The following is a 19728-nucleotide window of genomic DNA, read 5'->3' as shown; positions in this document are numbered from 1 at the left end:
GTGCGGCGGCCTAAAGTCGGACGATGACCGATGATCGTCCGGCCCCGGCCGCCGCTCTCGACCTACGCCCGCACCCCGAAGGGGGCTGGTACCGCGAAACCTGGCGCAGTCCTGTCGAATTCACCCCGAACGGCTATCCCGGCCCGCGCGCCGCCGCCACCGCGATCCTGTTCCTGCTGATGCCCGGCGAACACTCCGCACCGCACACGGTCCGCTCGGACGAACTGTGGTTCTGGCACGACGGCGGTCCGCTCGTGCTCGAGATCGGTGAACGCCAGGTCGTTCTCGGCCCAGATCTCGCGGCGGGCCAGCAGCCGCAGGTGATCGTGCCGGGCGGCATCAGCCAGTCGGCCCGACCCCTTGACGACCGGCACGTCCTGGTGAGCTGCGTCGTCGCGCCGGGTTTCGACTTCGCCGACTTCCGGCTCGATTGATCGCTCCCCCCGGCGATCACTCTCCGTAGTGGAAGCGACAGGCGACGATGATCACCGTGTCGTCTTCGATGGCGTAGACGACACGGTGTTCGCTGGTCACCCGTCTGGACCAGTACCCGGAGAGGTTCTGGCGCAACGGCTCCGGTTTCCCGATGCCTTCATGGCCGTTGCGAGAGATGTCGTCGATCAGTCGGTTGAGGCGCTTCAGAACCTGCCGGTCCTGGGCCTGCCACCAGAGGTAGTCCTCCCAGGCAGCCGATGTGAACGTGATCTTCACTCGTCGTCCACGGGAATCAGTTCGTGCGCGACTGCCTCCCCGCCTCGATGCTCAGCGAGTGAACGCTCCAGATGACGGGCGTTGGCCGGCGTGCCGAGCAGGTACGCCGTTTCCTTCAGGGCTTCGTATTCGCGCAGCGAGATGACCACAGCTGGTTCATGACCCGCTCGGGTGATGACGACTTCTTCCAAGTCATCGGTCACCCGATCGAGTACAGCCGCCAGGTTGGCGCGCGCCTCGGTAATACTCATCGGTTGCATAACACCGAGTGTACGTTATTACGTACAGAAAAGGGGCAGGCCTACTCCGGAACCTCCAGCACGCCCTCGTCCACCGCCCATTTGATGGTCTTCTCCAATTGGGCACAACCTTCGGGCCTACCAGGACCGGCCCCCTTCTCCGCCAGCCCGGCGAAGACCGGGCAGTGAGCCTCCGGCGGTTCGGTCCACTGGACCGAGGTCTGGTGCGTGCTGTATTTGCGCACCAGGACGCGGGTATGACACCCCTGGCATTGCAGGGGTGTCATACCGTCGTCGAGATAGTGCTGTTTGTCCAGCGCGGTCTGGGCCTGCACCGCCGCCCGCCGCGCGGGCTGATCGGCGAAGTCCGGCGCCTTGGCCCAGCTCGCGGTCATCAGACTCCGGCCTCGGACTTCTCCGCCTCGGCGGCTTCGGCCTCGCGCTTGCGGCGCAGGTTCTCTGCCACTTCGGCCTCCCACGCCTCGTTCGCCTTGGTGGTGTCCACCTCGAACTCGAAGCGCTGGGTCATCTTCTCGGTCACGTCTGCCGCGTCCACGTAGAACTGCTCGTACCAGCGGCGCAGCTGATACACCGGGCCGTCTTCCTCGCACAGCAGCGGGTTCTCGACCTTGGACTTGTGCTTCCAGATCTCGACATCCTGCAGGAAGCCGGTGCCGAAGAACTCGGTCATCGTCTGGGCGAGCTTGGTCGCGGTCTCGTCGTCGAGACCCTTCGGCTTCTCCACTGTCAAGCCGTATTGCAGGACGAACGAATCCTGCGTGACCGGGTAATGGCAGTTGATCAGCACGACCTTGATCTCGTAGCCGCCGTAGATGTTGACCAGCGGATTGATCATGTAGGACGGCCCGAAGTAGGACGCTTCGGATTTGAGCAGCGTCTCGCCGCCGTACTTGGCCGCCATACCCACGTCCGGGCGACCCTTGGTCTCCAGGAATTGGGTGGCCACGTGCCCCTCGAAGACGTTCTTGAAATACGTCGGGTAGGCGTAGTGGATGTAGAAGAAGTGGGCCATGTCGACGACGTTGTCGATGATCTCGCGGCAGTTGGCGCCGTCGATCTCGATCCTGTTCCAGGTCCACTCGGTCCAGTTGCCGTCCAGACCGTCGGTGGGCGTGCCGTCGGCGGTCGCGTACGGCCCCTCGATGAACGGTATGGTCACGTCTTCCGGCGGCTGGTTGCCTTCGTGGTCGTGCCAGACGTACAACTGACCGTTGCGTTCGAGGGTGGTCCACTTGCGGGTGCGGGCCAGCGGCGGCACACGACGCGCGTACGGAATCGAGGTGCACTTGCCGTTCTCACCCGACCAGCGCCAGTCGTGGAACGGGCAGGCGATCTCGTCGCCCTTGACCTCGCCCATACTCAGGTCGCCGCCCATATGCCTGCAGTAGGCGTCGAGCACGCGCAGCTCGCCCGCACTGTCGGCCCAGACCACGAGCTTGGTGCCGAAGGCCTTCACCGAGTGCGGCTTGCCGTCGCGGAAGTCCTTGGCCAGCCCGAGGCAGTGCCAGCCACGCGCGTACCGGGTGGGCGTAGTGCCCACATCGAGCTCCCTGACTTTGGCTCCACCGCGCGCACCGGCACCACCTGGCCCGTTGCTCGGGGTAACTCCCATCGCGATTCCTCCTCCTTCGGTACTAGAACACGTTACAAAAATGTCCCGTTCCACGCCAGCGATCGGCATGGTTTGGTACCAAAGGTCATTAGTAGACCTGCAAAGAGTCCCACTTCTCGACATAAATAAGAACGTGTTCTAGTCTCGAAGGCAAATGAGTACCGGTTACCAATCCGACCAGGCAGGAGCAGGTCCGAGATGACGCAAGAAGTGACCGAACGGGTCGAAGCGCTGTTGCCGACCCTGCGCGAGCGCGCGCAGGAGGCAGAGGATCTGCGGCGCATTCCCGAGGAAAGCATCAAGTCTCTCCAGGAGACCGGCTTCTTCCGACTGCTGCAGCCCAAGCAGTGGGGTGGCTACGCCGCCGACCCGGTCGTCTTCTACGACACCGTCCGCACGTTGGCCTCGGCATGCGGTTCGACCGGCTGGGTGGCCGGCATCATCGGCGTGCACAACTGGCACCTGGCACTGTTCGATCAGCAGGCCCAGGAAGAGGTGTGGGGCGAGGACACCGATGTCCGCATCTCCTCCTCCTACGCCCCGATGGGCATCGGCACCGCGGTCGACGACGGCTACATCGTCAAGGGCGCGTGGGCCTGGTCCTCGGGTGCCGATCACGCGACCTGGGTGGTCGTCGGCGGCCCGGTGATCAAGGACGGCAAGCCGGTCGACTTCGGCAGCTTCCTGATCCCGCGCTCGGAATACCGCATCGACGACGTGTGGAATGTGGTCGGCCTGCGCGGCACCGGCTCCAACACCGTGCACGTCGACGAGGTCTTCGTGCCCAAGCACCGCTTCCTGAGCTTCCGCGCCATGAACGAGCTCGCCTCGCCCGGCCTCGAGCGCAATACCGACCCGGTCTACAAGATGCCGTGGGGGACCATCCATCCCACCACCATCTCCGCCCCGATCGTCGGTATGGCCTACGGCGCCTACGCCGCGCACGTCGAGCACCAGGGCAAGCGGGTGCGCGCCGCCTACGCGGGCGAGAAGGCCAAGGACGACCCGTTCACCAAGGTGCGCGTCGCCGAGGCCTCCAGCGATATCGACGCCGCCTGGCGTCAGCTGTCGGGCAATGTCGCCGACGAATACGCCCTGCTCGTGGCGGGCAAGGACATTCCGCTGGATCTGCGTGTGCGGGCGCGGCGCGACCAGGTCAGGGCCACCGGCCGGGCCATCGCCTCCATCGACAAGCTGTTCGAGGCCTCCGGCGCCACCGCGTTGACCAACGGCACGCCGCTGCAGCGCTTCTGGCGTGACGCGCACGCGGGCCGGGTGCACGCCGCCAACGATCCCGAGCGCGCCTACGTCATGTACGGCACGCACGAATTCGGTCTGCCGATCACCGACGGGATGGTGTGATGGCCTCAGCTCCCGCGCAGACAGCCGCCGAGACGACCGCCGAGATCACCTTCGAGTCGACCTCCCGGTTCGCCCAGGTCCGCCCCGACCTGAAACTGCACTACCACGAGGCGGGCGTCGGCAACGGCCCCACCATCGTGCTCCTGCACGGCGGTGGCCCCGGCGCCTCGTCCTGGTCGAATTTCGCCCGCAACATCCCGGTGCTGGCGCAGAATTTCCACGTGCTCGCGGTGGATCAGCCCGGATTCGGGCAGTCGGACAAGCCCGTCGACCATCCGCAGTACTTCGCGCACTCGGCGTCGGCACTGAAAGACCTGCTCGACACTCTCGGCGTCACCGACCGGGTGCACCTGCTGGGCAACTCGCTCGGCGGCGGCGCGGCCACCCGCTTCGCGCTGGACTACCCGGATCGCGCGGGCAAGCTGGTGCTGATGGGCCCCGGCGGCCTGAGCATGAACGCCTACGCGCCGGACCCGACCGAGGGGGTGAAGCTGCTCTCGCGCTTCAACTTCCAGCCGACGCGCGAGAACCTCGAGGCGTTCCTGCGCATCATGGTCTTCGATCAGAAGCTGATCACCGACGAGCTGATCGACGAGCGCTTCGCCTCGGCCAACACCCCCGAGGCGCTGGCCGCGACCCGCGCGATGGGCAAGTCCTTCGCCGGCCCGGACTTCGAGCTCGGCATGCTCTGGCGCGACGCCTACAAGCTGCGTCAACCGGTGCTGTTGGTCTGGGGCCGCGAGGATCGGGTCAACCCGCTCGACGGTGCCATCGTGGCCACCAAGATGATCCCGCGCGTGCAGCTGCACGTGTTCGGCGGCTGCGGGCACTGGGCGCAGCTGGAGAAGTTCCACGAATTCAACCGGCTCACCACGGATTTCCTGTCCGGTGTGGGCAAGGAGGGATGAGTCATGGGTATCCGTTCGCTCGGCTACCTGCGCATCCAGGCCACCGACATGGCGGCCTGGCGTGACTACGGTCTGAAGGTGCTCGGCATGGTGGAGGGCAAGGGCAGCGACCCCGAATCCCTCTACCTGCGGATGGACGAGTTCCCCGCCCGCCTGGTGATCGTGCCCGGCGAGAGCGACCGACTGCTGGTCTCCGGCTGGGAGACCGCGAATGCCGCCGAACTGCAGGACATTCGCGACCGTCTCGATCGCGCGGGCGTGGCCTACAAGGAAGGCACCGACGCGGAGAAGGCCGACCGGCGGGTCTACGAGCTGATCCGCTTCGAGGACCCCTCCGGCAACACCCTCGAGGCGTTCCACGGTGTGGCACTGGAACATCGGCGCGTGGTGAGCCCCTACGGTCACCGCTTCGTCACCGAGGAACAGGGCCTGGGCCACGTCGTGCTCAGCACCTCCGACGATCAGGCTGCCCTCGAGTTCTACCGCGATGTGCTCGGCTTCCGGTTGCGCGACTCCATGCGGCTGCCGCCGCAGATGATGGGCCGTCCCGCCGACGGAGAACCGGCCTGGCTGCGCTTCTTCGGCTGCAACCCGCGCCATCACTCGCTGGCGTTCCTGCCGATGCCCACCCCCAGCGGCATCGTTCATCTCATGATCGAGGTGGAGAACGCCGACGACGTGGGCCTGGCGCTGGACCGCGCGCTGCGCAAGAAGGTCAAGATGTCGGCCACCCTGGGCAGGCATGTCAACGACAAGATGCTCTCGTTCTACATGAAGACGCCGGGTGGTTTCGACGTCGAATTCGGTTGCGAGGGGTTGGAAGTCGAGGACGACGACTGGATCGCGCGGGAATCCACGGCGGTCAGCCTGTGGGGCCACGACTTCTCGGTGGGCATGCGCCCGGAGTAATGCCGCCCTGCGGCGATCCGATCCAGTGGACAGGACGGCGAATCACGATGGAGACGACGACAGTGACCACCGACGGGAATCCGGTGATCGATCCCAGGCAGTTCCGCACCGTGCTCGGGCAGTTCTGCACAGGTATCACCGTCATCACCACCTTCGGCGACAGCTCCGATGGGGACAGCGCGCCGCCGATCGGCTTCGCCTGCCAGTCGTTCGCCGCCCTGTCCCTGGACCCGCCCCTGGTGTTGTTCTGCCCCACCAAGGGCTCGCGCTCCTGGGCGGCGATCGAGAAGTCCGGGCGCTTCTGCGTCAACATCCTGGCCGAGGCGCAGCAGCCGGTCTGCGCGCGCTTCGGCTCCAGGGAGGAGGACAAGTTCGCCGGTGTGCCCTGGCGCACCACCGAACTCGGCCTGCCCGCCCTCGACGACGCGCTGGCCACCATCGAATGCCGGGTGGACAGCGTGGTCGACGGCGGTGATCACTACATCGTCATCGGCCGCGTGCTCTCGCTGTCGGAATCCACCGATTCCGGCCGCCCGCTGCTGTTCTATCGCGGTCAGTACACCGCCATCGAACCGGAGAAGACCACGCCCGCCCCCTGGCGCGCGGATCTCGAGCACTTCCTCACCACCACCACGCTGGACACCTGGTTATAGGTCCCGCTCTGTTCCGCATGCCCCGGAGTCGCCCCGTCGATCCGGGGCGTTGCGCTGTCAGGAGGCGCTTCGACCTTTCGGCTGAGCGTCCCCGGTCAGGTCCGGCAGTCCGCCGTCAGCGAGCCAGTCGAGGAATGACTGCCGCTTACGGCGTTTGACCGCGTCCTCGAGCGCGGCACGGACCGTGCCGTCACTCGTGGTACCGAATATCTCGGCTGCCCCGGCGAGCGCAGATTCATCCGGATCGATCACGATTCGCACCTCACTTCCGCTGTGCGGCCCGCTGGTTCCGCGAATGTCTGCCTCGATCAGTACCCGGTGCACAACCCAACCGGCAGAACAAGGTGTACTTTATAAGTTGAAACTTATCAAAGGAGGTTGACGTGCCACTACTGACGGACCCGGCCGCTGCGGCCGGACTGGTGACCAGGGAAATCCGCACGGGCTCGCGGGACGGGAACTCCACCCGGATCGCGGTGGCCCGGCGAACGTATCCGACCGGCCAGAAGGATCTCTGGGAGGCGCTGACCAGCGCGGAGCGACTGCCGCGATGGTTCCTGCCGGTGAGCGGGGAGCTGGAAGTCGGCGGGCGGTATCAGCTCGAGGGCAATGCGGGTGGCGTCGTCGAGGAATGCCAGGAACCGCAGCGGTTCGCGGTGACCTGGGAGTTCGGCGGACACATGTCCTGGCTGACGGTGACGCTGAGCCCGGAGGGCAGCGGAACGCAGCTCGAGCTGGTGCACGAGGCGCCGGTGGACCCGCAGATGTGGGAGCAGTTCGGGCCCGGCGCCGTCGGCGTCGGCTGGGATCTGGCGCTACTGGGCCTGGCCATGCACGTCGAGACCGGCGAGGCCGTCGACCCCGAGGTGGCCATGAGCCTGCACACCACCCCCGAGGGCCTGACCTTCATCCGCACCGCCGCCGAAGGCTGGGCCGACGCGGCCGTCGCCGACGGCGACGACCCCACCGCCGCGCACACCGCCGCCGAGCAGACCATCGTCTTCTACACGACCGAGCCCGAGGCGGGCGCCGAGTCCTGATGGCGGTTCCTCCGGCGAAGATCTTCGAGGCGCTCGGCGATCCCCTGCGCCGCCACATCCTCACCCTGCTCGCGGTCGGCGAACGCCCCGCGGGCGAGCTGGTGGCGGCCGTCCAGCAACACGCCTCGATCTCTCAGCCCGGCGTCTCCCAGCATCTGAAGGTGCTGCGCGACGCCGGGCTGGTCACGGTGCGCGCCGAAGGCACCCGCCGCCTCTACGCCCTCGATCCGAGCGGCATCGAGACCGCTCGTACCTGGCTCACCGGTCTACTCGATCCGCTATACGGATTCGGCCAGCCGTTGGACGCTCTGGCCACCGAGGTCGCCCGAGGCAAACACGCCCGCCGCACCCGGACGGGAAGCATGGACGAGTTCCGCCGGGACGCTCACGGAGCCTGAGTCGCAGAGGTCAGGCGATGCCCAGCTGCCGCAGAGGTCGACCCGCGCACGTCCGGGAGTCCCCGGTGAGGCCCTAGGGTCCTTCCACTGCGGCCTGTTCGGGCACGCGCGCCGCGTGCCGTCCGGCGCGGCGGCCGGAGAACACGGCGTCGGCGAGCGACAGTCCGCTGACGTAGGAGTCCGAGCAGATGCCGACGGCGGTGCGGCCCGCCGCGAACAGACCGGGGATCGGCAGGCCGGCGGTCGAAGTCACCGCTCCGGTGGTCTCGTCCACGACCACTCCGCCGAGGGTGAGCATCGGGCAGGGATTGGTGAGGCTCGGCTTGATGCCGACATCCAGCAACCAGTACGGGCCGCCGCGGACCGATTCGGTGAATTCGGCCGGTTTGCCGACCGGGTCGGGCGCGCCGGCGGCGATCGCCGCGTTGTGCTCTTCGACGGTGGCGCGCAGCCCGGCCGGATCGATGCCCGCCGCCCGTGCCACGGCCTCGAGGGTGTCGCCGCGTTTGGCGTTGCGGCGCATGACTTCGAACTGGGCGCGCTGGAACCAGGCGGACTCGGTGCGGACCTTCCGGATCGCGGTGCGCATGCGTTCGTCGTCGGCGAGCACCCAGCCTTGGCCGTCGTGATGGTTGACCAGCAGGTGGCCGACGGCCGCGCCGTAGCGGGTCTCGTCGATCACCCGGCGGCCGCGGGCGTCGACCAGCAGCGCGCCGGTGAAACTGCTCGGCGGCAGGATGAACCGCCACGCCGAGATATTGCCCATCCGATCGGTGGCGGCGCCGACCTGCTGCGACATCAGGATGCCGCTGCCGTCGTCGCCCATACTGCCCAGTTCCAGGCCGTGCCGGTATTGCGGGCCGTGCTGATGCACCATCTCCCGGTTGGAGATGAAACCGCCCGCGCTCACGACGACGCCGCGTCCGGCCCGCACCCGGAGGGTGGTGCCGTAGCGACGGTCGAGCGCGTCGAGCTGACGCATCAGGGCTTTGCGCAACGGCGGGTAGTAGATGCCCGGCTTGGCGGCGATCGCGGCCAGCCGGTGATAGCGCGACCGCACCCGGGCCGGGGCGTCGCGCAGCGTCCGGCACTCGACGCCGATCACCGCGCCGTCGGCATCGGTGAGCAGTCGGGTGGCCGCGGTGAGGTATTCGACGCGCACGCCGTTGCGCAGCGCGGAGGCGATGAGCGGCGCGGTCATCTTCTTGCCGGAGGTGCCACGCCCCTTGACGCGATGGCCCCGCTGAGCGGGCACCGCCACCTCACGGCCGTAGCCGGAGACCTCGCTGCCGCTGTAGTAGAGGTAGTACTTGTCGTTCGGATACGAGGTCTTGTACGGGCACAGGGAGGCGTCGAACGGGACGCCGTGACCGGACAGCCAGTCGATCATCGCCGGGCTCTCGTCCACGAAGCGCCGCAACGTCTCCGGCGACACCGCGTCCCCGACCTCGCGGCGCAGGTAGGCCAGCATCTGCTCCGGCGAATCCTGCACCCCGGCCGCGCGCTGCACAGCGGTGCCGCCACCCGCGTAGATGATCCCGCCCGACAGCGCCGAGGTGCCGCCACCCGCGAACCGTTCCAATACCAGCACGTCCGCTCCGGTGGCCGCCGCTTCCAGCGCCGCGCAGGCGCCCGCCGCGCCGAATCCGATCACGATGACATCCGCGGTGACATCAGCGGTGAGTCCAGCGTCCAAGCCCATGCACTTCACTCCGAACTGAAACAAGTTGTCCCGGCTGATGGGACGTAAGAAAACTCTTCTGCCTGTCAACATAGACCAACGGCGCGTCCATTCTATAACGTGTTCTACATGACTGATCCGGTTCTTGACCCACACAGCTACGACGTGGTGGTCGTCGGTAGCGGCGCCGCAGGCATGACCGCCGCCCTCACCGCCGCCCATCACGGACTGCGGGTCGTCGTCCTCGAGAAGGCAGCGCACTACGGTGGCTCGACCGCCCGCTCCGGCGGCGGCGTGTGGATTCCCGGCAACAAGGCGCTGCTCGCCTCGGGCCGCCCCGACGACCGTGAGCAGGCGCGCACCTACCTGCACAGCATCATCGGCGACGTGGTGCCCAAGGACCGGATCGACACCTACATCGACCGCGGCGCGGAGGCCTTCGACTTCGTGCTCGACCACACCCCGCTGAAGATGAAGTGGGTGCCCGGCTACTCCGACTACTACCCGGAGGCTCCCGGCGGTCTCGGCCAAGGCCGTTCCTGCGAGCCCAAGCCGTTCGACCTGAAGGTCCTCGGCGCGGAGAAGGACAAGCTGGAGCCGCCGTATGCCAAGGCTCCGCTGAATGTCGTGGTCATGCAGGCCGACTTCGTGCGGCTGAATCTGATCCGCCGCCACCCGAAGGGCATGATGCGGGCGCTGCGCGTCGGCGCGCGCACCTACCTGGCGAAATTCACCGGCAAGGAAATCGTCGGTATGGGCCGGGCGATCATCGCCGCCATGCGCAAGGGCCTGCTCGACGCCGACGTGCCGGTGCTGCTCGAGACGCCGATGACCAAGCTCGTCGTCACCGACGGCGTGGTGACCGGCGTGGAGGCGCTGCACGATGGCAAGCCGACGGTGTTCTCCGCGCGCTACGGCGTGGTGCTGGGCAGCGGCGGCTTCGAGCACAACGCCGAGATGCGCGAGAAGTACCAGCGCGCGCCGATCACCACCGAATGGACGACGGGCGCGGCCGCCAACACCGGCGACGGCATCCTGGCGGGCATGGAGCTGGGCGCCGACGTGGGCTTCATGGAAGACGCGTGGTGGGGGCCGACGGTGTTCAAGAACGGCAAGCCGTGGTTCGCGCTGGCCGAGCGGAATCTGCCCGGCAGCATCATGGTCAACTCCCAGGGCAAGCGGTTCGGCAACGAGTCCGCCCCGTATGTGGAGGCCGTGCACACCATGTACGGCGGCGAGTACGGCCAAGGCGAGGGGCCGGGCGAGAACATCCCGGCCTGGCTGGTGTTCGACCAGCGCTACCGCGACCGCTACATCTTCGCCGGGCTGCAGCCGGGTATGAAAATCCCGTCTCGCTGGATGGAGAACGACAACATCGTCAAGGCAGCCACCCTCGAGGAGCTCGCGGGCGTCATCGGCGTGCCCGCGCAGAACCTGGCCGCGACCGTGCAGCGCTTCAACTCCTTCGCCGAGACCGGCAAGGACGCCGACTTCGGGCGCGGCGACAGCCATTACGACCGCTACTACGGTGACCCGACGGTCAAGCCCAACCCGTGCCTGGCCGAGATCTCGCAGGGGCCGTTCTACGCCGCGAAGATCGTGCCGGGCGACCTCGGCACCAAGGGCGGTCTGGTCGCCGACTCCTCCGGTCGCGTGCTGCGCGAGGACGGCACCACCATCCCCGGCCTCTACGCCTCCGGCAACTGCTCGACCCCGGTCATGGGTCACACCTACGCAGGCCCCGGCGCGACCATCGGCCCCGCCATCGCCTTCGGCTACCTGTCGGTGCTCGACATCGTCGAACGCAAGAAGGCGCAGGCGGCCACCGCTTCGGCCCAGGTCTGAACAGGACGTCCGCTCGGTGGGCTCCGGTGTTCCCAGCACCGGGGCTCGCGACGCAGGATGACCGGCAGGCAGGGCCCATCCATCCACCGCTTCACGAGGAGACCATCCGATGCCCATCGATCCGTCCGTCGCGCTCGGGGCCGAGCTGCCCACGCGGGAGTTCGCCTGGACCCCTTCCGACGTGCAGCTCTACCACCTGGGTCTCGGCGCGGGCGCGCGCTGGACCGACCAGGCCGAGCTGCGCTACCTCGACGACCGCGAACCCCAGGTGTTGCCCAGCTTCGCCACCGTCGCCCAGACGCTGCACGAGACCGAACCGCCGAAGGTGAGCTTCCCCGGCATCGACATCGACCTGGCCAAGGTCGTGCACGCGCACCAGGAAGTTCACGTGCACCGGCCGATCCCGGCCTCGGGCAAGGCGACCAGCACCGGCCGGGTCAGCGAACTGTGGGACAAGGGCTCGGCGGCGGTGATCGTGCAGGAGCACACCATCACCGGCTCCGACGGCGAACCGCTGTGGACCACCCGCTCCTCGATCTTCGCCAAGGGCGAGGGCGGTTTCGGCGGCGAACGCGGCCCGAGCACGAAAGCCGAACTCCCCGAACGGGACCCGGATCTCGAGCTGCTCATCCCGACCCTCCCCCAGCAGGCCCTGCTCTACCGCATGCTCGGCGACCGCAACCCCTTGCACTCCGACCCCACCTTCGCCCGGGCCGCCGGATTCCCCAACCCGATCCTGCACGGCCTGTGCACCTACGGCCTGGTCTGCAAGGCGACCACCGACAACGTGCTGGATTCCGACGCGACCCGCGTCACCGGTTACCGCGCCCGCTTCGCCGGCGTCCTCTACCCGGGCGAGACCATCCGCGCCCGAATCTGGCGCGGCGATGGCGAATTGACCATCGCCGCCACCGCCGTCGAGCGCGACGACGCACCGGTCTTGAACGACGTCAGCCTGACATTCCGCTAGACCACAGGTCCTCGCGGTGGGCGGGCACTTCGGCTATTCGTCCTTCGGATATTCGTCCTGGTGCCCGCCCACGGCGACGATCACGATTTCGGTCTCGGCCACCTGATACACCAGTCGATGTTCGCGCGTGATCCTGCGCGACCATTGGCCGGACAAGTGATGCCTGAGCGGCTCGGGCTTGCCCCCCTTGAATGGGTCGATGAGCGCGACCGCGATCTGTTTGTTCGCGGCCCTCGAGACCGTGCGATCACGAGTCGGCCAGGAAGAGTAGGTCTCCCAGCCGTATCCGGTGAACACCACCTTGCGCTCACTCATCAGGGCCGACGCGAAGCGCGCGGTCACGGGTGCCTCCTTTAGAATGATTGTGTTTCTAGTTTAGAAATCATGCAATCAGATGGACGGGCACGCCGATAGTGGGAATGCCCGCCGGCCTCCCCCGCGCGAAAGAAGGACCATGCCCATAGCCACCCTCAACGGGATCGCCCTCAGCTACGACGTGAGCGGCACGGGGCCGCTGGTCGTGATGGTCATGGGAGCAGGCAGTCCCGGACGAGTATGGCGCACCTATCAGGTGCCCGCGCTGGTCGCGGCCGGATTCCGGGTCGCGACCATGGACAACCGCGGTATCGCGCCCTCGGCCGAGTGCGCAGGCGGCATGCGCGTGGAGGACCTGGTCGACGACACGGCCGCGCTGATCGAACACCTCGGCGGCGGCCCCGCGCACGTGGTGGGCACTTCGATGGGCGCGCGGGTGGTGCAGGAGCTGGCGCTGGCCCGCCCCGAACTCGTGCGCAAGGCGGTCATGCTCGCCACCGTCGGCCGTCAGCATCCGCTCGCGCGCACACTGAATCTGGGCGAGCAGGCATTGCACGACAAGCGCGTCCAACTGCCGCCCGAATACGCGGCGGCGATCAAGACGATGCTCAACCTCTCCCCGCACACCGTGCAGGACCCCGCCAAGGCCCAGGAGTGGCTCGACATCTTCGAGTTCGGCGCCTCCGCGTCACCGTCCGCGGGCGTGCGCGCCCAGCTGGGGATGGACCGGTCGCAAGACCGGCTCGCCGCGTACGCGGGGATCACCGCCCCGAGCCTGGTCGTCGGATTCGCCGACGACCGCATGGCCCCGGCGTTCCTCGGCCGGGAGGTGGCCGCGGCCATCCCCGGCTCCCGTTACGTCGAGATCGAGCGCTGCGGCCACTACGGCTATCTGGAACGGCCTGACGAGGTCAACCGCACGATCATCGACTTCCTGCTGGGCCGCTGAGCCCAGCCCCCGAGACGACCACCGAAAGAGGACATCCGGCGATGACCGCGGAACTCCCACCCTGCCCCGCCTGCTCCTGCGAATACACCTATGAGATGGGCGCGCTGCTCGTCTGCCCCGAATGCGCGCACGAATGGACCGCGGCTGCCGGGGATGACACCGCCGAGGACGGGGTGATCCGGGATGCCGTCGGCAATGTGCTGTCCGACGGCGACACCGTGACAGTGATCAAGACGCTGAAGGTGAAAGGCAGCCCGACCGGAATCAAGGCGGGCACCAAGGTCCGCAACATCCGGCTGGTCGCCGGGATCGGCGACCACGACATCGACTGCAAGGTCGACGGCATCGGCCCGATGCAGCTGAAATCCAGCGTGGTCAAGAAGGTCTGACCTACCCGCGCGCAGCCGAGTCCGTGCACGAACTCCCCGCGCTCGCCCTTCCTCACGGATTCGAGCAGCCGGGTTCCGCGAGTCATCCGAGAGCGGGGTCCACCTGCTGTGGCGTCGGGCGTCGCCGAGGGGCCAGGGACTGCACCACCGAGTAGTACAGGGCGATGACGACGATCGGGGCGAGGGCGGGCGCCCACGCGAGGTGCACCGGCAGCAGGGCCGCGGCGGTGGCGCAGGCGGTGAAACCGATGGCGCCCAGAGCCGACGGCAAGGTGGTGGGGACGACGCCGGAAGGGGCGGAGACGGTGGCGGCGTTGAGCAGGTAGGCGGTCGCGACCAAGCCGAGAGCGGCCGACTCGACCGCGCCGACGTCGGCGAGGGTGAGGACCGCGAGTGCCAGCAGGACAGCGGCGACGGCGGCGGCGCGGAACCACCAGCCCAGCACCACGAGGATCAGCGCGGGCAGCGCGGCGGGCGCGTAGAGCAGGGCCACGCCCCCGCTGAGCAGGGCACCGGCCAGGACGGCGAGGAATCGGGTCATCGGCGGATCCGGGTGCTTCGGCGGTGGGCGGGCAGCAGGCGCATGGCCTGGTCGAGGCGCACATCCTGCGACCAGCCGACGATGTCGACGCCGACAGCGGCCATGTCGCGGTACATGGTGGCGCGCTCCAGATGCCACATGCGGGCCAGGGTGGGATCGAGTTCGTCGCGGAAGGGGGTGCCGCGCAGCACATCCACCACCACCACGACGTGCCCGCGTTTGCGCAGATCGATCAGGGCGAGCGCGAACTGCGTGTCGAGCAGGGTGGAGAAGGCGACGATGATCGCGCCGAGCGGGACGGCGGCGTGCGGGGCGAGGGTGCCGGTGGTGGGGATGTGTTCGTCGCCGACGGCGAGCACGGTGTCGACGATGCGGTAGAACTGGCGGCGGCCGATGTCGGGACGCAGCCAGCGCGGCTGATCGCCGAGGCAGACCACGGCGGTGCGGTCGCCCGCCGAGAGGGTGGACTGGACGACCTGGGCCGCGCCGCGCACCGACAGTTCCAGCGCGTCGGTGGCCGGGCCCGGGGCTTGCAGCGAGGTGTCGATCAGGACGACGACATCGGCCGAGCGGTTGGTCAGGCGCTCGGTGATGAACAACCGCCCGCGCCGGGCGCTGACCGGCCAGTTCACCGTGCGCAACTGGTCGCCGGGGCTGTACACGCGGATGTCGGCGTACTCGACGCCGGGCCCGTGCCTGCGGGTGAGGTGGGTGCCGAGGCGTTCGGGCAGTTCGGTTCTGGGCATCCGCATGCGCTGGGGGTCGGTCACCGGATACACGTAGAGCTGTCCGGCGGGCAGAATCTCGCTCGCGGTCGCCAACCCCGAGGGGCTCAGGGCGGTGACGCGCACCGACAACGGATACCGGCCCCACCGCGCGGCCGACAGGCTCAGGCGAAGTCCGGCCGGCCCGGCCCCGGAATCGCCTGCCTGCTCGACGGTGATGTCCAGGCCGGTCAACGGCTCGGGCGCGAGTCGAAGCAACGCGTACCCCGACTCCACATACGCCGCGACCGAGTACTCCATCCGCTCGGTTTCGAAACAGCGCTGGACGCCGCCGCCGTCGAGGCCGATCACCGTGCGCGAACGCTGCCAGGGCGCCGAGGCCAGTACCCCCAGCAGCGGCGCCGCGAACACCACCGGCTGCCAGCGCGCGAACACCACCGCCGTCAGCAGGGCGACCGCCGCGCACCCGGCGAGCATGTACGCCAATGCGGCCGGCCGCCAACGCAGTTCGGCCTCGACGGTGGCGGCGGCATCACGGTGTCTCATCCCCACCCGCCTCAGGTCGCGGTGGCGCGCGGCACCGGCAGCCTGCGCAGCAGTTCGCCGATCACATCCTCCCCGCGCACCCGCCGCACCCACATCTCCGGACGCAGCGTGATGCGGTGGGCCATCGCCGGGATGGCCAGCACCTTCACGTCTTCGGGGATGACGTAGTCGCGGCCGAGCAGCAGTGCGCGGGCCCGCGCCATCTGCACCAGGTCCAATTCCGCACGGGGGCTCGCACCGACCTCCACCTGCGGATGCCCTCGGGTCGCGCTCGCCAGCGCCACCACGTAGCCGACCACATCCGGATGCACCGTGACGTACTCGACGGCCTGGCGCATCTCCAGCAGCGTGTGCGCGTCGACGACCCGGTTGACCTCCGGCTGCACCGAGCCGCGTTCGAGCCTGCGCCGGATCATCTGTGTCTCGTCCTGCTCGGACAGATAGCCCAGCCGCAACTGCACGGCGAAGCGGTCCAGCTGCGCCTCCGGCAGCGGATAGGTGCCCTCGTACTCGATCGGGTTGTCGGTGGCGAGCACGATGAAAGGCTGTGGCAGCGGGAAGGTTTCGCCGTCCATGCTGACCTGTCCCTCGGCCATCGCCTCCAGCAGCGCGGCCTGGGTCTTGGGTGGAGTGCGGTTGACCTCGTCGGCCAGCAGGACATTGGTGAACACCGGGCCGCGGCGGAAGTTGAACCGGCCGGAGTTCATGTCGTAGATGGTGGAGCCGAGCAGGTCGGCGGGCAGCAGGTCCGGGGTGAACTGCACGCGGGTGAATTCCAGGCCGAGCGCCGCGGCGAACGAGCGGGCGATCAGCGTCTTGCCGAGCCCCGGCAGATCCTCGATGAGGACGTGGCCGCCGGAGAGCACGGCGATCATGATCAGCCGCAACTCCTCCTGCTTGCCGACGACGACGCGGGACAGTTCCCGCAGGACCGCGTCGGCGCGCTGAACGGTCGCCTCCAGTGGCATGGTCATGCTCAACTCGTCTCACATTCTCTGCAGGCGGTGCAGGATCTCGTCCAGGGTCGCCCTGCCCGGTGCGGGTGTGCTCTGATCACGAACTTCGGAATCGGTCGGGTCGACCCAGCGCCACAGGTCCGGCCCGAACAGGTGCAGCCCGGCGGCCTGCATCGCCCGGCGGTTCTTGGCGACCCTGGTCCCCGCCGACAGCTCGAATTCCTTGGCCAGCAGGGGACGCAGGTGGCGGTCCCAGTCGGCGCGGGTGCCGTCGGCGCGGGCGGCGAGCATCTCGGCCCTGGCCTGCCAGCGCCGCAGCATCTCGACCGGGCCGTTGTCGATCTCCTCGGATCTGTTGTCCGACTGGGTGACTCGACGCTCACGTAACGACGACGCCAGCGCGACGAGTGCGAAGGCGACCGGCAGCGCGGCCAACGGCAGCATCGCCTCGCGCCACCTGACGAAGGCGACGGCCTCCACCAGCAGCGCCGCCGCGATCGCGGTCACCGCCACGGCATTGCGGTTCATCCGCCCTCCCCCGGCGCTGCCACGCTCCTCAGCGTCGCGCCCTGCAGGTCGGCGAGCACGACGCGCAGCAGTTGCTCGGCGCGCATGCGCTGCCATTCGAGCATCGCGTGCGGGCTGAACCTGGCCTCCTCGAACATGGCGACCAGTTCCCTGGCGGAGGCGTCGTGCAGCTTGCCGCTGGCGAAGGCGCGGGCCAATACCTCCATCGGAGTGTCGGAGGCCTTCGGAGCGGCGGTCCGATCCGAGGCCAGACCTCGTTCCATCGCGACATAGCAGGCGATGATGGCGGTGCGCGGATCCTGGCCGGGCGCGTTCATCGCCGCCAGGCCCATTTCGGCGGCCCTGGCCAGCGATTCCTCTTCGGTCGGCTGAGCGGGTCGTTCGGCGGGCGCGCTCGGCGCGGGTGGGCGGCGAGCCGTGACACCGACGACCACCAGACCGAGGCAGGCCACCGCGACCAGCACCACCGCGGCCACGATCGCCAGCCGCAGTTCCGCGCCGGTGAGCTGGGTGGTCGTGCCGGGACCGAGGGTGGGCGTGCCCGTCGGCTCACCGCCGGACGGCGCGTCCACGCCGGACGGGGCCGCCGGAGCGCCACCGCCGATCCGTACCAGGAACAAGGCTGAGACGGCCATCAGGACCGCGCCGAGTCCCGCGAGCGCGGCGGGCACGATCAGCCAGTCACGGCTCCACCGCAGATTCAGCGGTTCTGTCTCGTGCTCGGGTTCGGGCATGCTCAACGGCAACTGGTGCTTACTGGCCAGCACGCCCGCCAGCAGGACCACGATGGAGACGGTCAGCAACACCGGCATCACCGCGACGGTCAGCGCGGACGGGCCGGAATCGGAGGTCGCCTCGGTGGCCGGTGCGCCGGGGATGTGCCCGCGCAGGGCAACGGTGGCGACCGCGATCAACGCGACCGCCCCGATCACGCGGTATATCGGCACATGCGCCCGTACCACGATCATTTGCCACCACATCCGTCAGCACCCCGAAACAGCCACATCTTGACATGCCGGACGGTGCGGCCGGAGCCGAATGGCAGACTTCGTACCAGCCGGTAGCTGCGGTTTAGCCGCAGGTCGGCGGCATTCCGGCGATCATCCAGCCCGGGCGTCACGATGGTGTGAGATTTCATAGAGCCGACTCACCGTCCGGCCCAGATCGGCCACTCCCGCGACCCGCGCGACACCGGTCGCCAGTTCCTCGAGCGGGACGGCGGCGTGGACGGTGAGTGTGCGGTCGGCGTCGTAGAGGACGTCGACCAGATTCACCCAGCGCATCGCCTGATCCGGCGGCACTTCGCGCAGTCGGGGGACGCCGACGACGATCCAGCGTTCGAACCGCGCGGCGAGGGCCACATAGTCGGCGGCGGAGAGTTCGGCGCCGCACAGTTCGGCGAAATCCGCTGCGAGCGTGGCGTTCGCAGCGCTGCGCACCGTGAACGCGCGGGCACCGACGCGGACAACTGTTGTCCCGGGGAAGGACGGAGTTCCGCCGACCGAATAGATACCCGCCGCGAAACCGGTGCACGGGTCCGGGCCGTCGGCCCGCCTGCCGTGGATCCGCGCCACACCGGCCACACTCCTCCGGAGCCCGTCCTTACCAGAGCCGCTCCCTGCACAGGCGGGTCCGGTCGGCGGCGGCGCCGTGCCGCGCAACCGGGCCCCGCCTGCCCCGTAAACCTCCGCCCGCTCGTCCCCCAGATCGTCCATCCGCTCGACAACGCCGCCGGGGAGCTGGTCCGCGAGGGTCTGAGGACCATGGCTCGGCATGACAGTGCCCGCTGCCCGATGGCGCGCGACCTCGGCTCGGAGGCGACGATAGTCCTGTGGGCCGTCGAGCGCGACCACTGTCATGTGCTCGGTGATGCGGGCGATAGCGGGCAGGAAGCGGTCGTGGAACAAGGGGTTGGGGAGCAGATCCGCGGGCGGGTAGTTCGAGGTGACAACGAGCGGAACGCGACGATCGAACACGGCGTCGAGCAGGCGCGCGACAAGCATCGCGTCGCCGATGTCGTGGACGTGGAATTCGTCGAAGCAGATCAGTTCGGCATCGCCGATCAGCCGGGTAACCGCGTCGGCGACCGTGCTCGTCGTCGTGGCGGCGGCGTGCAAGTGCGCGAAGAACTCGTGGAAGTGCCAGCGGCGCTTGCGTTTCGAGAAGGTACCGGTGAAGAACCGGTCCATCAGCATCGTCTTCCCGCGACCGGGCGGGCCGTACAGGTAGACCCCGCCGCCGCCCCGCCGTGGATGTCCGCGCCTGTCGAGCAGGGCGGCCAGGCGATCCGCCGCCGCGCGTTGGGCCGCGTCGAGGTCGAATCGGCGGGAGCCGCGCCCGCTGTCCACCGCCTCTCCCGTCGGCGCCGACTGCCCCGCCCCTGGACGGTCGCCTTCCCGCTCAGCCGCACTCACCGGCCCGATCTCCTTC

24 protein-coding genes are annotated in these 19728 nt (G+C 68.6%); 11 read left to right on the top strand and 13 right to left on the bottom strand.

Annotated elements, in window-relative coordinates; genetic code table 11:
• Window positions 1-23 precede the first annotated feature (23 nt).
• Window positions 24-434, top strand: coding sequence for a cupin domain-containing protein (locus IU449_RS14960; RefSeq protein WP_195002720.1), 411 nt, complete (start codon window positions 24-26; stop codon window positions 432-434).
• A gap of 16 nt (window positions 435-450) precedes the next feature.
• On the opposite strand, the gene IU449_RS14955 is transcribed toward IU449_RS14960, so the two are convergent.
• The 4 genes from IU449_RS14955 to IU449_RS14940 are packed head-to-tail and all read right to left on the bottom strand — an operon-like array spanning window position 451 to window position 2583.
• Window positions 451-711, bottom strand: coding sequence for a Txe/YoeB family addiction module toxin (locus tag IU449_RS14955; protein ID WP_195002719.1), 261 nt, complete (start codon window positions 709-711; stop codon window positions 451-453).
• The gene (locus tag IU449_RS14950) at window positions 708-962 is read right to left on the bottom strand and encodes a type II toxin-antitoxin system prevent-host-death family antitoxin (protein WP_267468335.1); all 255 of its coding nucleotides are present in this window, start codon (window positions 960-962) and stop codon (window positions 708-710) included. Before IU449_RS14950 ends, IU449_RS14955 begins: the two co-directional genes overlap by 4 nt.
• Before the next feature lie 50 nt (window positions 963-1012).
• Window positions 1013-1345, bottom strand: a complete 333-nt coding sequence (locus IU449_RS14945; RefSeq protein ID WP_195002717.1) for a hypothetical protein — start codon at window positions 1343-1345, stop codon at window positions 1013-1015.
• On the bottom strand, window positions 1345-2583 hold the full coding sequence (locus IU449_RS14940; protein WP_195002716.1) for a Rieske 2Fe-2S domain-containing protein: 1239 nt from the start codon (window positions 2581-2583) through the stop codon (window positions 1345-1347). The genes IU449_RS14945 and IU449_RS14940 overlap by 1 nt, the downstream gene beginning before the upstream one ends.
• A 198-nt stretch (window positions 2584-2781) precedes the next feature.
• Between IU449_RS14940 and hsaA the strand changes: the two genes are divergently transcribed.
• From hsaA to hsaB, 4 genes are read left to right on the top strand one after another with little or no spacing between them, the layout of a single operon-like run.
• On the top strand, window positions 2782-3945 hold the full coding sequence (hsaA, locus tag IU449_RS14935; RefSeq protein WP_195002715.1) for a 3-hydroxy-9,10-secoandrosta-1,3,5(10)-triene-9,17-dione monooxygenase oxygenase subunit: 1164 nt from the start codon (window positions 2782-2784) through the stop codon (window positions 3943-3945).
• Window positions 3945-4853 (top strand): 4,5:9,10-diseco-3-hydroxy-5,9,17-trioxoandrosta-1(10),2-diene-4-oate hydrolase, encoded by a 909-nt coding sequence (gene hsaD, locus IU449_RS14930; protein ID WP_195002714.1) that lies wholly within the window; start codon window positions 3945-3947, stop codon window positions 4851-4853. Before hsaA ends, hsaD begins: the two co-directional genes overlap by 1 nt.
• A 3-nt stretch (window positions 4854-4856) precedes the next feature.
• Window positions 4857-5762 carry an iron-dependent extradiol dioxygenase HsaC gene (gene hsaC / locus IU449_RS14925; RefSeq protein WP_040794235.1) on the top strand — a complete coding sequence of 302 codons (906 nt, stop codon included), beginning with the start codon at window positions 4857-4859 and terminating at the stop codon, window positions 5760-5762.
• 47 nt (window positions 5763-5809) lie between these two features.
• Window positions 5810-6415 carry a 3-hydroxy-9,10-secoandrosta-1,3,5(10)-triene-9,17-dione monooxygenase reductase subunit gene (gene hsaB / locus IU449_RS14920; protein ID WP_195002713.1) on the top strand — a complete coding sequence of 202 codons (606 nt, stop codon included), beginning with the start codon at window positions 5810-5812 and terminating at the stop codon, window positions 6413-6415.
• Window positions 6416-6472: 57 nt separating this feature from the next.
• Here the strand turns inward: hsaB and IU449_RS14915 are convergent, their stop codons facing one another.
• A complete protein-coding gene (locus IU449_RS14915; RefSeq protein ID WP_195002712.1) occupies window positions 6473-6676 on the bottom strand; it encodes a type II toxin-antitoxin system VapB family antitoxin in 204 nt (67 codons plus the stop codon).
• A gap of 122 nt (window positions 6677-6798) precedes the next feature.
• Here IU449_RS14915 and IU449_RS14910 point away from each other — a divergent pair, with 122 nt between their 5' ends.
• Window positions 6799-7455 (top strand): SRPBCC family protein, encoded by a 657-nt coding sequence (locus IU449_RS14910; protein WP_195002711.1) that lies wholly within the window; start codon window positions 6799-6801, stop codon window positions 7453-7455.
• Window positions 7455-7853: an ArsR/SmtB family transcription factor gene (locus IU449_RS14905; protein WP_195002710.1), complete on the top strand. Its 399-nt coding sequence runs from the start codon at window positions 7455-7457 to the stop codon at window positions 7851-7853. Before IU449_RS14910 ends, IU449_RS14905 begins: the two co-directional genes overlap by 1 nt.
• Before the next feature lie 73 nt (window positions 7854-7926).
• Here the strand turns inward: IU449_RS14905 and IU449_RS14900 are convergent, their stop codons facing one another.
• Window positions 7927-9555 (bottom strand): FAD-binding protein, encoded by a 1629-nt coding sequence (locus tag IU449_RS14900; RefSeq protein WP_195002709.1) that lies wholly within the window; start codon window positions 9553-9555, stop codon window positions 7927-7929.
• 108 nt (window positions 9556-9663) lie between these two features.
• Between IU449_RS14900 and kstD the strand changes: the two genes are divergently transcribed.
• Together kstD and IU449_RS14890 are read left to right on the top strand one after the other, a co-directional pair.
• The gene (gene kstD, locus IU449_RS14895) at window positions 9664-11379 is read left to right on the top strand and encodes a 3-oxosteroid 1-dehydrogenase (RefSeq protein ID WP_195002708.1); all 1716 of its coding nucleotides are present in this window, start codon (window positions 9664-9666) and stop codon (window positions 11377-11379) included.
• Window positions 11380-11488: 109 nt separating this feature from the next.
• The gene (locus tag IU449_RS14890) at window positions 11489-12349 is read left to right on the top strand and encodes a MaoC family dehydratase (RefSeq protein ID WP_195002707.1); all 861 of its coding nucleotides are present in this window, start codon (window positions 11489-11491) and stop codon (window positions 12347-12349) included.
• 33 nt (window positions 12350-12382) lie between these two features.
• Here IU449_RS14890 and IU449_RS14885 read toward each other — a convergent pair whose 3' ends face one another.
• The gene (locus IU449_RS14885; RefSeq protein WP_416382171.1) at window positions 12383-12691 is read right to left on the bottom strand and encodes a Txe/YoeB family addiction module toxin; all 309 of its coding nucleotides are present in this window, start codon (window positions 12689-12691) and stop codon (window positions 12383-12385) included.
• A gap of 112 nt (window positions 12692-12803) precedes the next feature.
• Between IU449_RS14885 and IU449_RS14880 the strand changes: the two genes are divergently transcribed.
• Together IU449_RS14880 and IU449_RS14875 are read left to right on the top strand one after the other, a co-directional pair.
• Window positions 12804-13613 carry an alpha/beta fold hydrolase gene (locus IU449_RS14880; protein WP_195002706.1) on the top strand — a complete coding sequence of 270 codons (810 nt, stop codon included), beginning with the start codon at window positions 12804-12806 and terminating at the stop codon, window positions 13611-13613.
• 41 nt (window positions 13614-13654) lie between these two features.
• Entirely contained in the window at window positions 13655-14002 is a 348-nt protein-coding gene (locus tag IU449_RS14875) for a zinc ribbon domain-containing protein YjdM (RefSeq protein ID WP_195002705.1), read from the top strand.
• An 82-nt stretch (window positions 14003-14084) separates the two neighbouring features.
• On the opposite strand, the gene IU449_RS14870 is transcribed toward IU449_RS14875, so the two are convergent.
• The 6 genes from IU449_RS14870 to zapE all read right to left on the bottom strand — a co-directional run bounded on the left by IU449_RS14870 (window position 14085) and on the right by zapE (window position 19712).
• On the bottom strand, window positions 14085-14543 hold the full coding sequence (locus IU449_RS14870; protein WP_195002704.1) for a hypothetical protein: 459 nt from the start codon (window positions 14541-14543) through the stop codon (window positions 14085-14087).
• Complete coding sequence (locus IU449_RS14865) at window positions 14540-15814, bottom strand: DUF58 domain-containing protein (protein WP_195002703.1); 1275 nt, start codon at window positions 15812-15814, stop codon at window positions 14540-14542. Before IU449_RS14865 ends, IU449_RS14870 begins: the two co-directional genes overlap by 4 nt.
• A gap of 11 nt (window positions 15815-15825) precedes the next feature.
• Entirely contained in the window at window positions 15826-16788 is a 963-nt protein-coding gene (locus IU449_RS14860) for an AAA family ATPase (RefSeq protein WP_195002702.1), read from the bottom strand.
• A 12-nt stretch (window positions 16789-16800) separates the two neighbouring features.
• Window positions 16801-17298 (bottom strand): hypothetical protein, encoded by a 498-nt coding sequence (locus IU449_RS14855; protein ID WP_195002701.1) that lies wholly within the window; start codon window positions 17296-17298, stop codon window positions 16801-16803.
• The gene (locus IU449_RS14850) at window positions 17295-18266 is read right to left on the bottom strand and encodes a DUF4129 domain-containing protein (protein WP_195002700.1); all 972 of its coding nucleotides are present in this window, start codon (window positions 18264-18266) and stop codon (window positions 17295-17297) included. The genes IU449_RS14855 and IU449_RS14850 overlap by 4 nt, the downstream gene beginning before the upstream one ends.
• Window positions 18267-18398: 132 nt before the next feature.
• Window positions 18399-19712 carry a cell division protein ZapE gene (gene zapE, locus IU449_RS29050; RefSeq protein ID WP_324188260.1) on the bottom strand — a complete coding sequence of 438 codons (1314 nt, stop codon included), beginning with the start codon at window positions 19710-19712 and terminating at the stop codon, window positions 18399-18401.
• Window positions 19713-19728 lie beyond the last annotated feature (16 nt).

This window comes from Nocardia higoensis, from assembly GCF_015477835.1.
Classification (GTDB): Bacteria; Actinomycetota; Actinomycetes; order Mycobacteriales; family Mycobacteriaceae; genus Nocardia; species Nocardia higoensis_A.
Note: the sequence above shows the minus strand (reverse complement) of the source record. Positions and strands in the feature narration are given on the sequence as shown.

Coding starts and splice junctions, on each gene's coding strand:
- IU449_RS14960 (WP_195002720.1), top strand. CDS start 24: ATGACCGATGATCGTCCGGCCCCGGCCGCCGCTCTCGACCTACGCCCG.
- IU449_RS14950 (WP_267468335.1), bottom strand. CDS start 962: ATGAGTATTACCGAGGCGCGCGCCAACCTGGCGGCTGTACTCGATCGG.
- IU449_RS14945 (WP_195002717.1), bottom strand. CDS start 1,345: ATGACCGCGAGCTGGGCCAAGGCGCCGGACTTCGCCGATCAGCCCGCG.
- IU449_RS14940 (WP_195002716.1), bottom strand. CDS start 2,583: ATGGGAGTTACCCCGAGCAACGGGCCAGGTGGTGCCGGTGCGCGCGGT.
- hsaA (WP_195002715.1), top strand. CDS start 2,782: ATGACGCAAGAAGTGACCGAACGGGTCGAAGCGCTGTTGCCGACCCTG.
- hsaD (WP_195002714.1), top strand. CDS start 3,945: ATGGCCTCAGCTCCCGCGCAGACAGCCGCCGAGACGACCGCCGAGATC.
- hsaC (WP_040794235.1), top strand. CDS start 4,857: ATGGGTATCCGTTCGCTCGGCTACCTGCGCATCCAGGCCACCGACATG.
- hsaB (WP_195002713.1), top strand. CDS start 5,810: ATGGAGACGACGACAGTGACCACCGACGGGAATCCGGTGATCGATCCC.
- IU449_RS14905 (WP_195002710.1), top strand. CDS start 7,455: ATGGCGGTTCCTCCGGCGAAGATCTTCGAGGCGCTCGGCGATCCCCTG.
- IU449_RS14900 (WP_195002709.1), bottom strand. CDS start 9,555: ATGGGCTTGGACGCTGGACTCACCGCTGATGTCACCGCGGATGTCATC.
- kstD (WP_195002708.1), top strand. CDS start 9,664: ATGACTGATCCGGTTCTTGACCCACACAGCTACGACGTGGTGGTCGTC.
- IU449_RS14890 (WP_195002707.1), top strand. CDS start 11,489: ATGCCCATCGATCCGTCCGTCGCGCTCGGGGCCGAGCTGCCCACGCGG.
- IU449_RS14880 (WP_195002706.1), top strand. CDS start 12,804: ATGCCCATAGCCACCCTCAACGGGATCGCCCTCAGCTACGACGTGAGC.
- IU449_RS14875 (WP_195002705.1), top strand. CDS start 13,655: ATGACCGCGGAACTCCCACCCTGCCCCGCCTGCTCCTGCGAATACACC.
- IU449_RS14870 (WP_195002704.1), bottom strand. CDS start 14,543: ATGACCCGATTCCTCGCCGTCCTGGCCGGTGCCCTGCTCAGCGGGGGC.
- IU449_RS14865 (WP_195002703.1), bottom strand. CDS start 15,814: ATGAGACACCGTGATGCCGCCGCCACCGTCGAGGCCGAACTGCGTTGG.
- IU449_RS14860 (WP_195002702.1), bottom strand. CDS start 16,788: ATGACCATGCCACTGGAGGCGACCGTTCAGCGCGCCGACGCGGTCCTG.
- IU449_RS14855 (WP_195002701.1), bottom strand. CDS start 17,298: ATGAACCGCAATGCCGTGGCGGTGACCGCGATCGCGGCGGCGCTGCTG.
- IU449_RS14850 (WP_195002700.1), bottom strand. CDS start 18,266: ATGATCGTGGTACGGGCGCATGTGCCGATATACCGCGTGATCGGGGCG.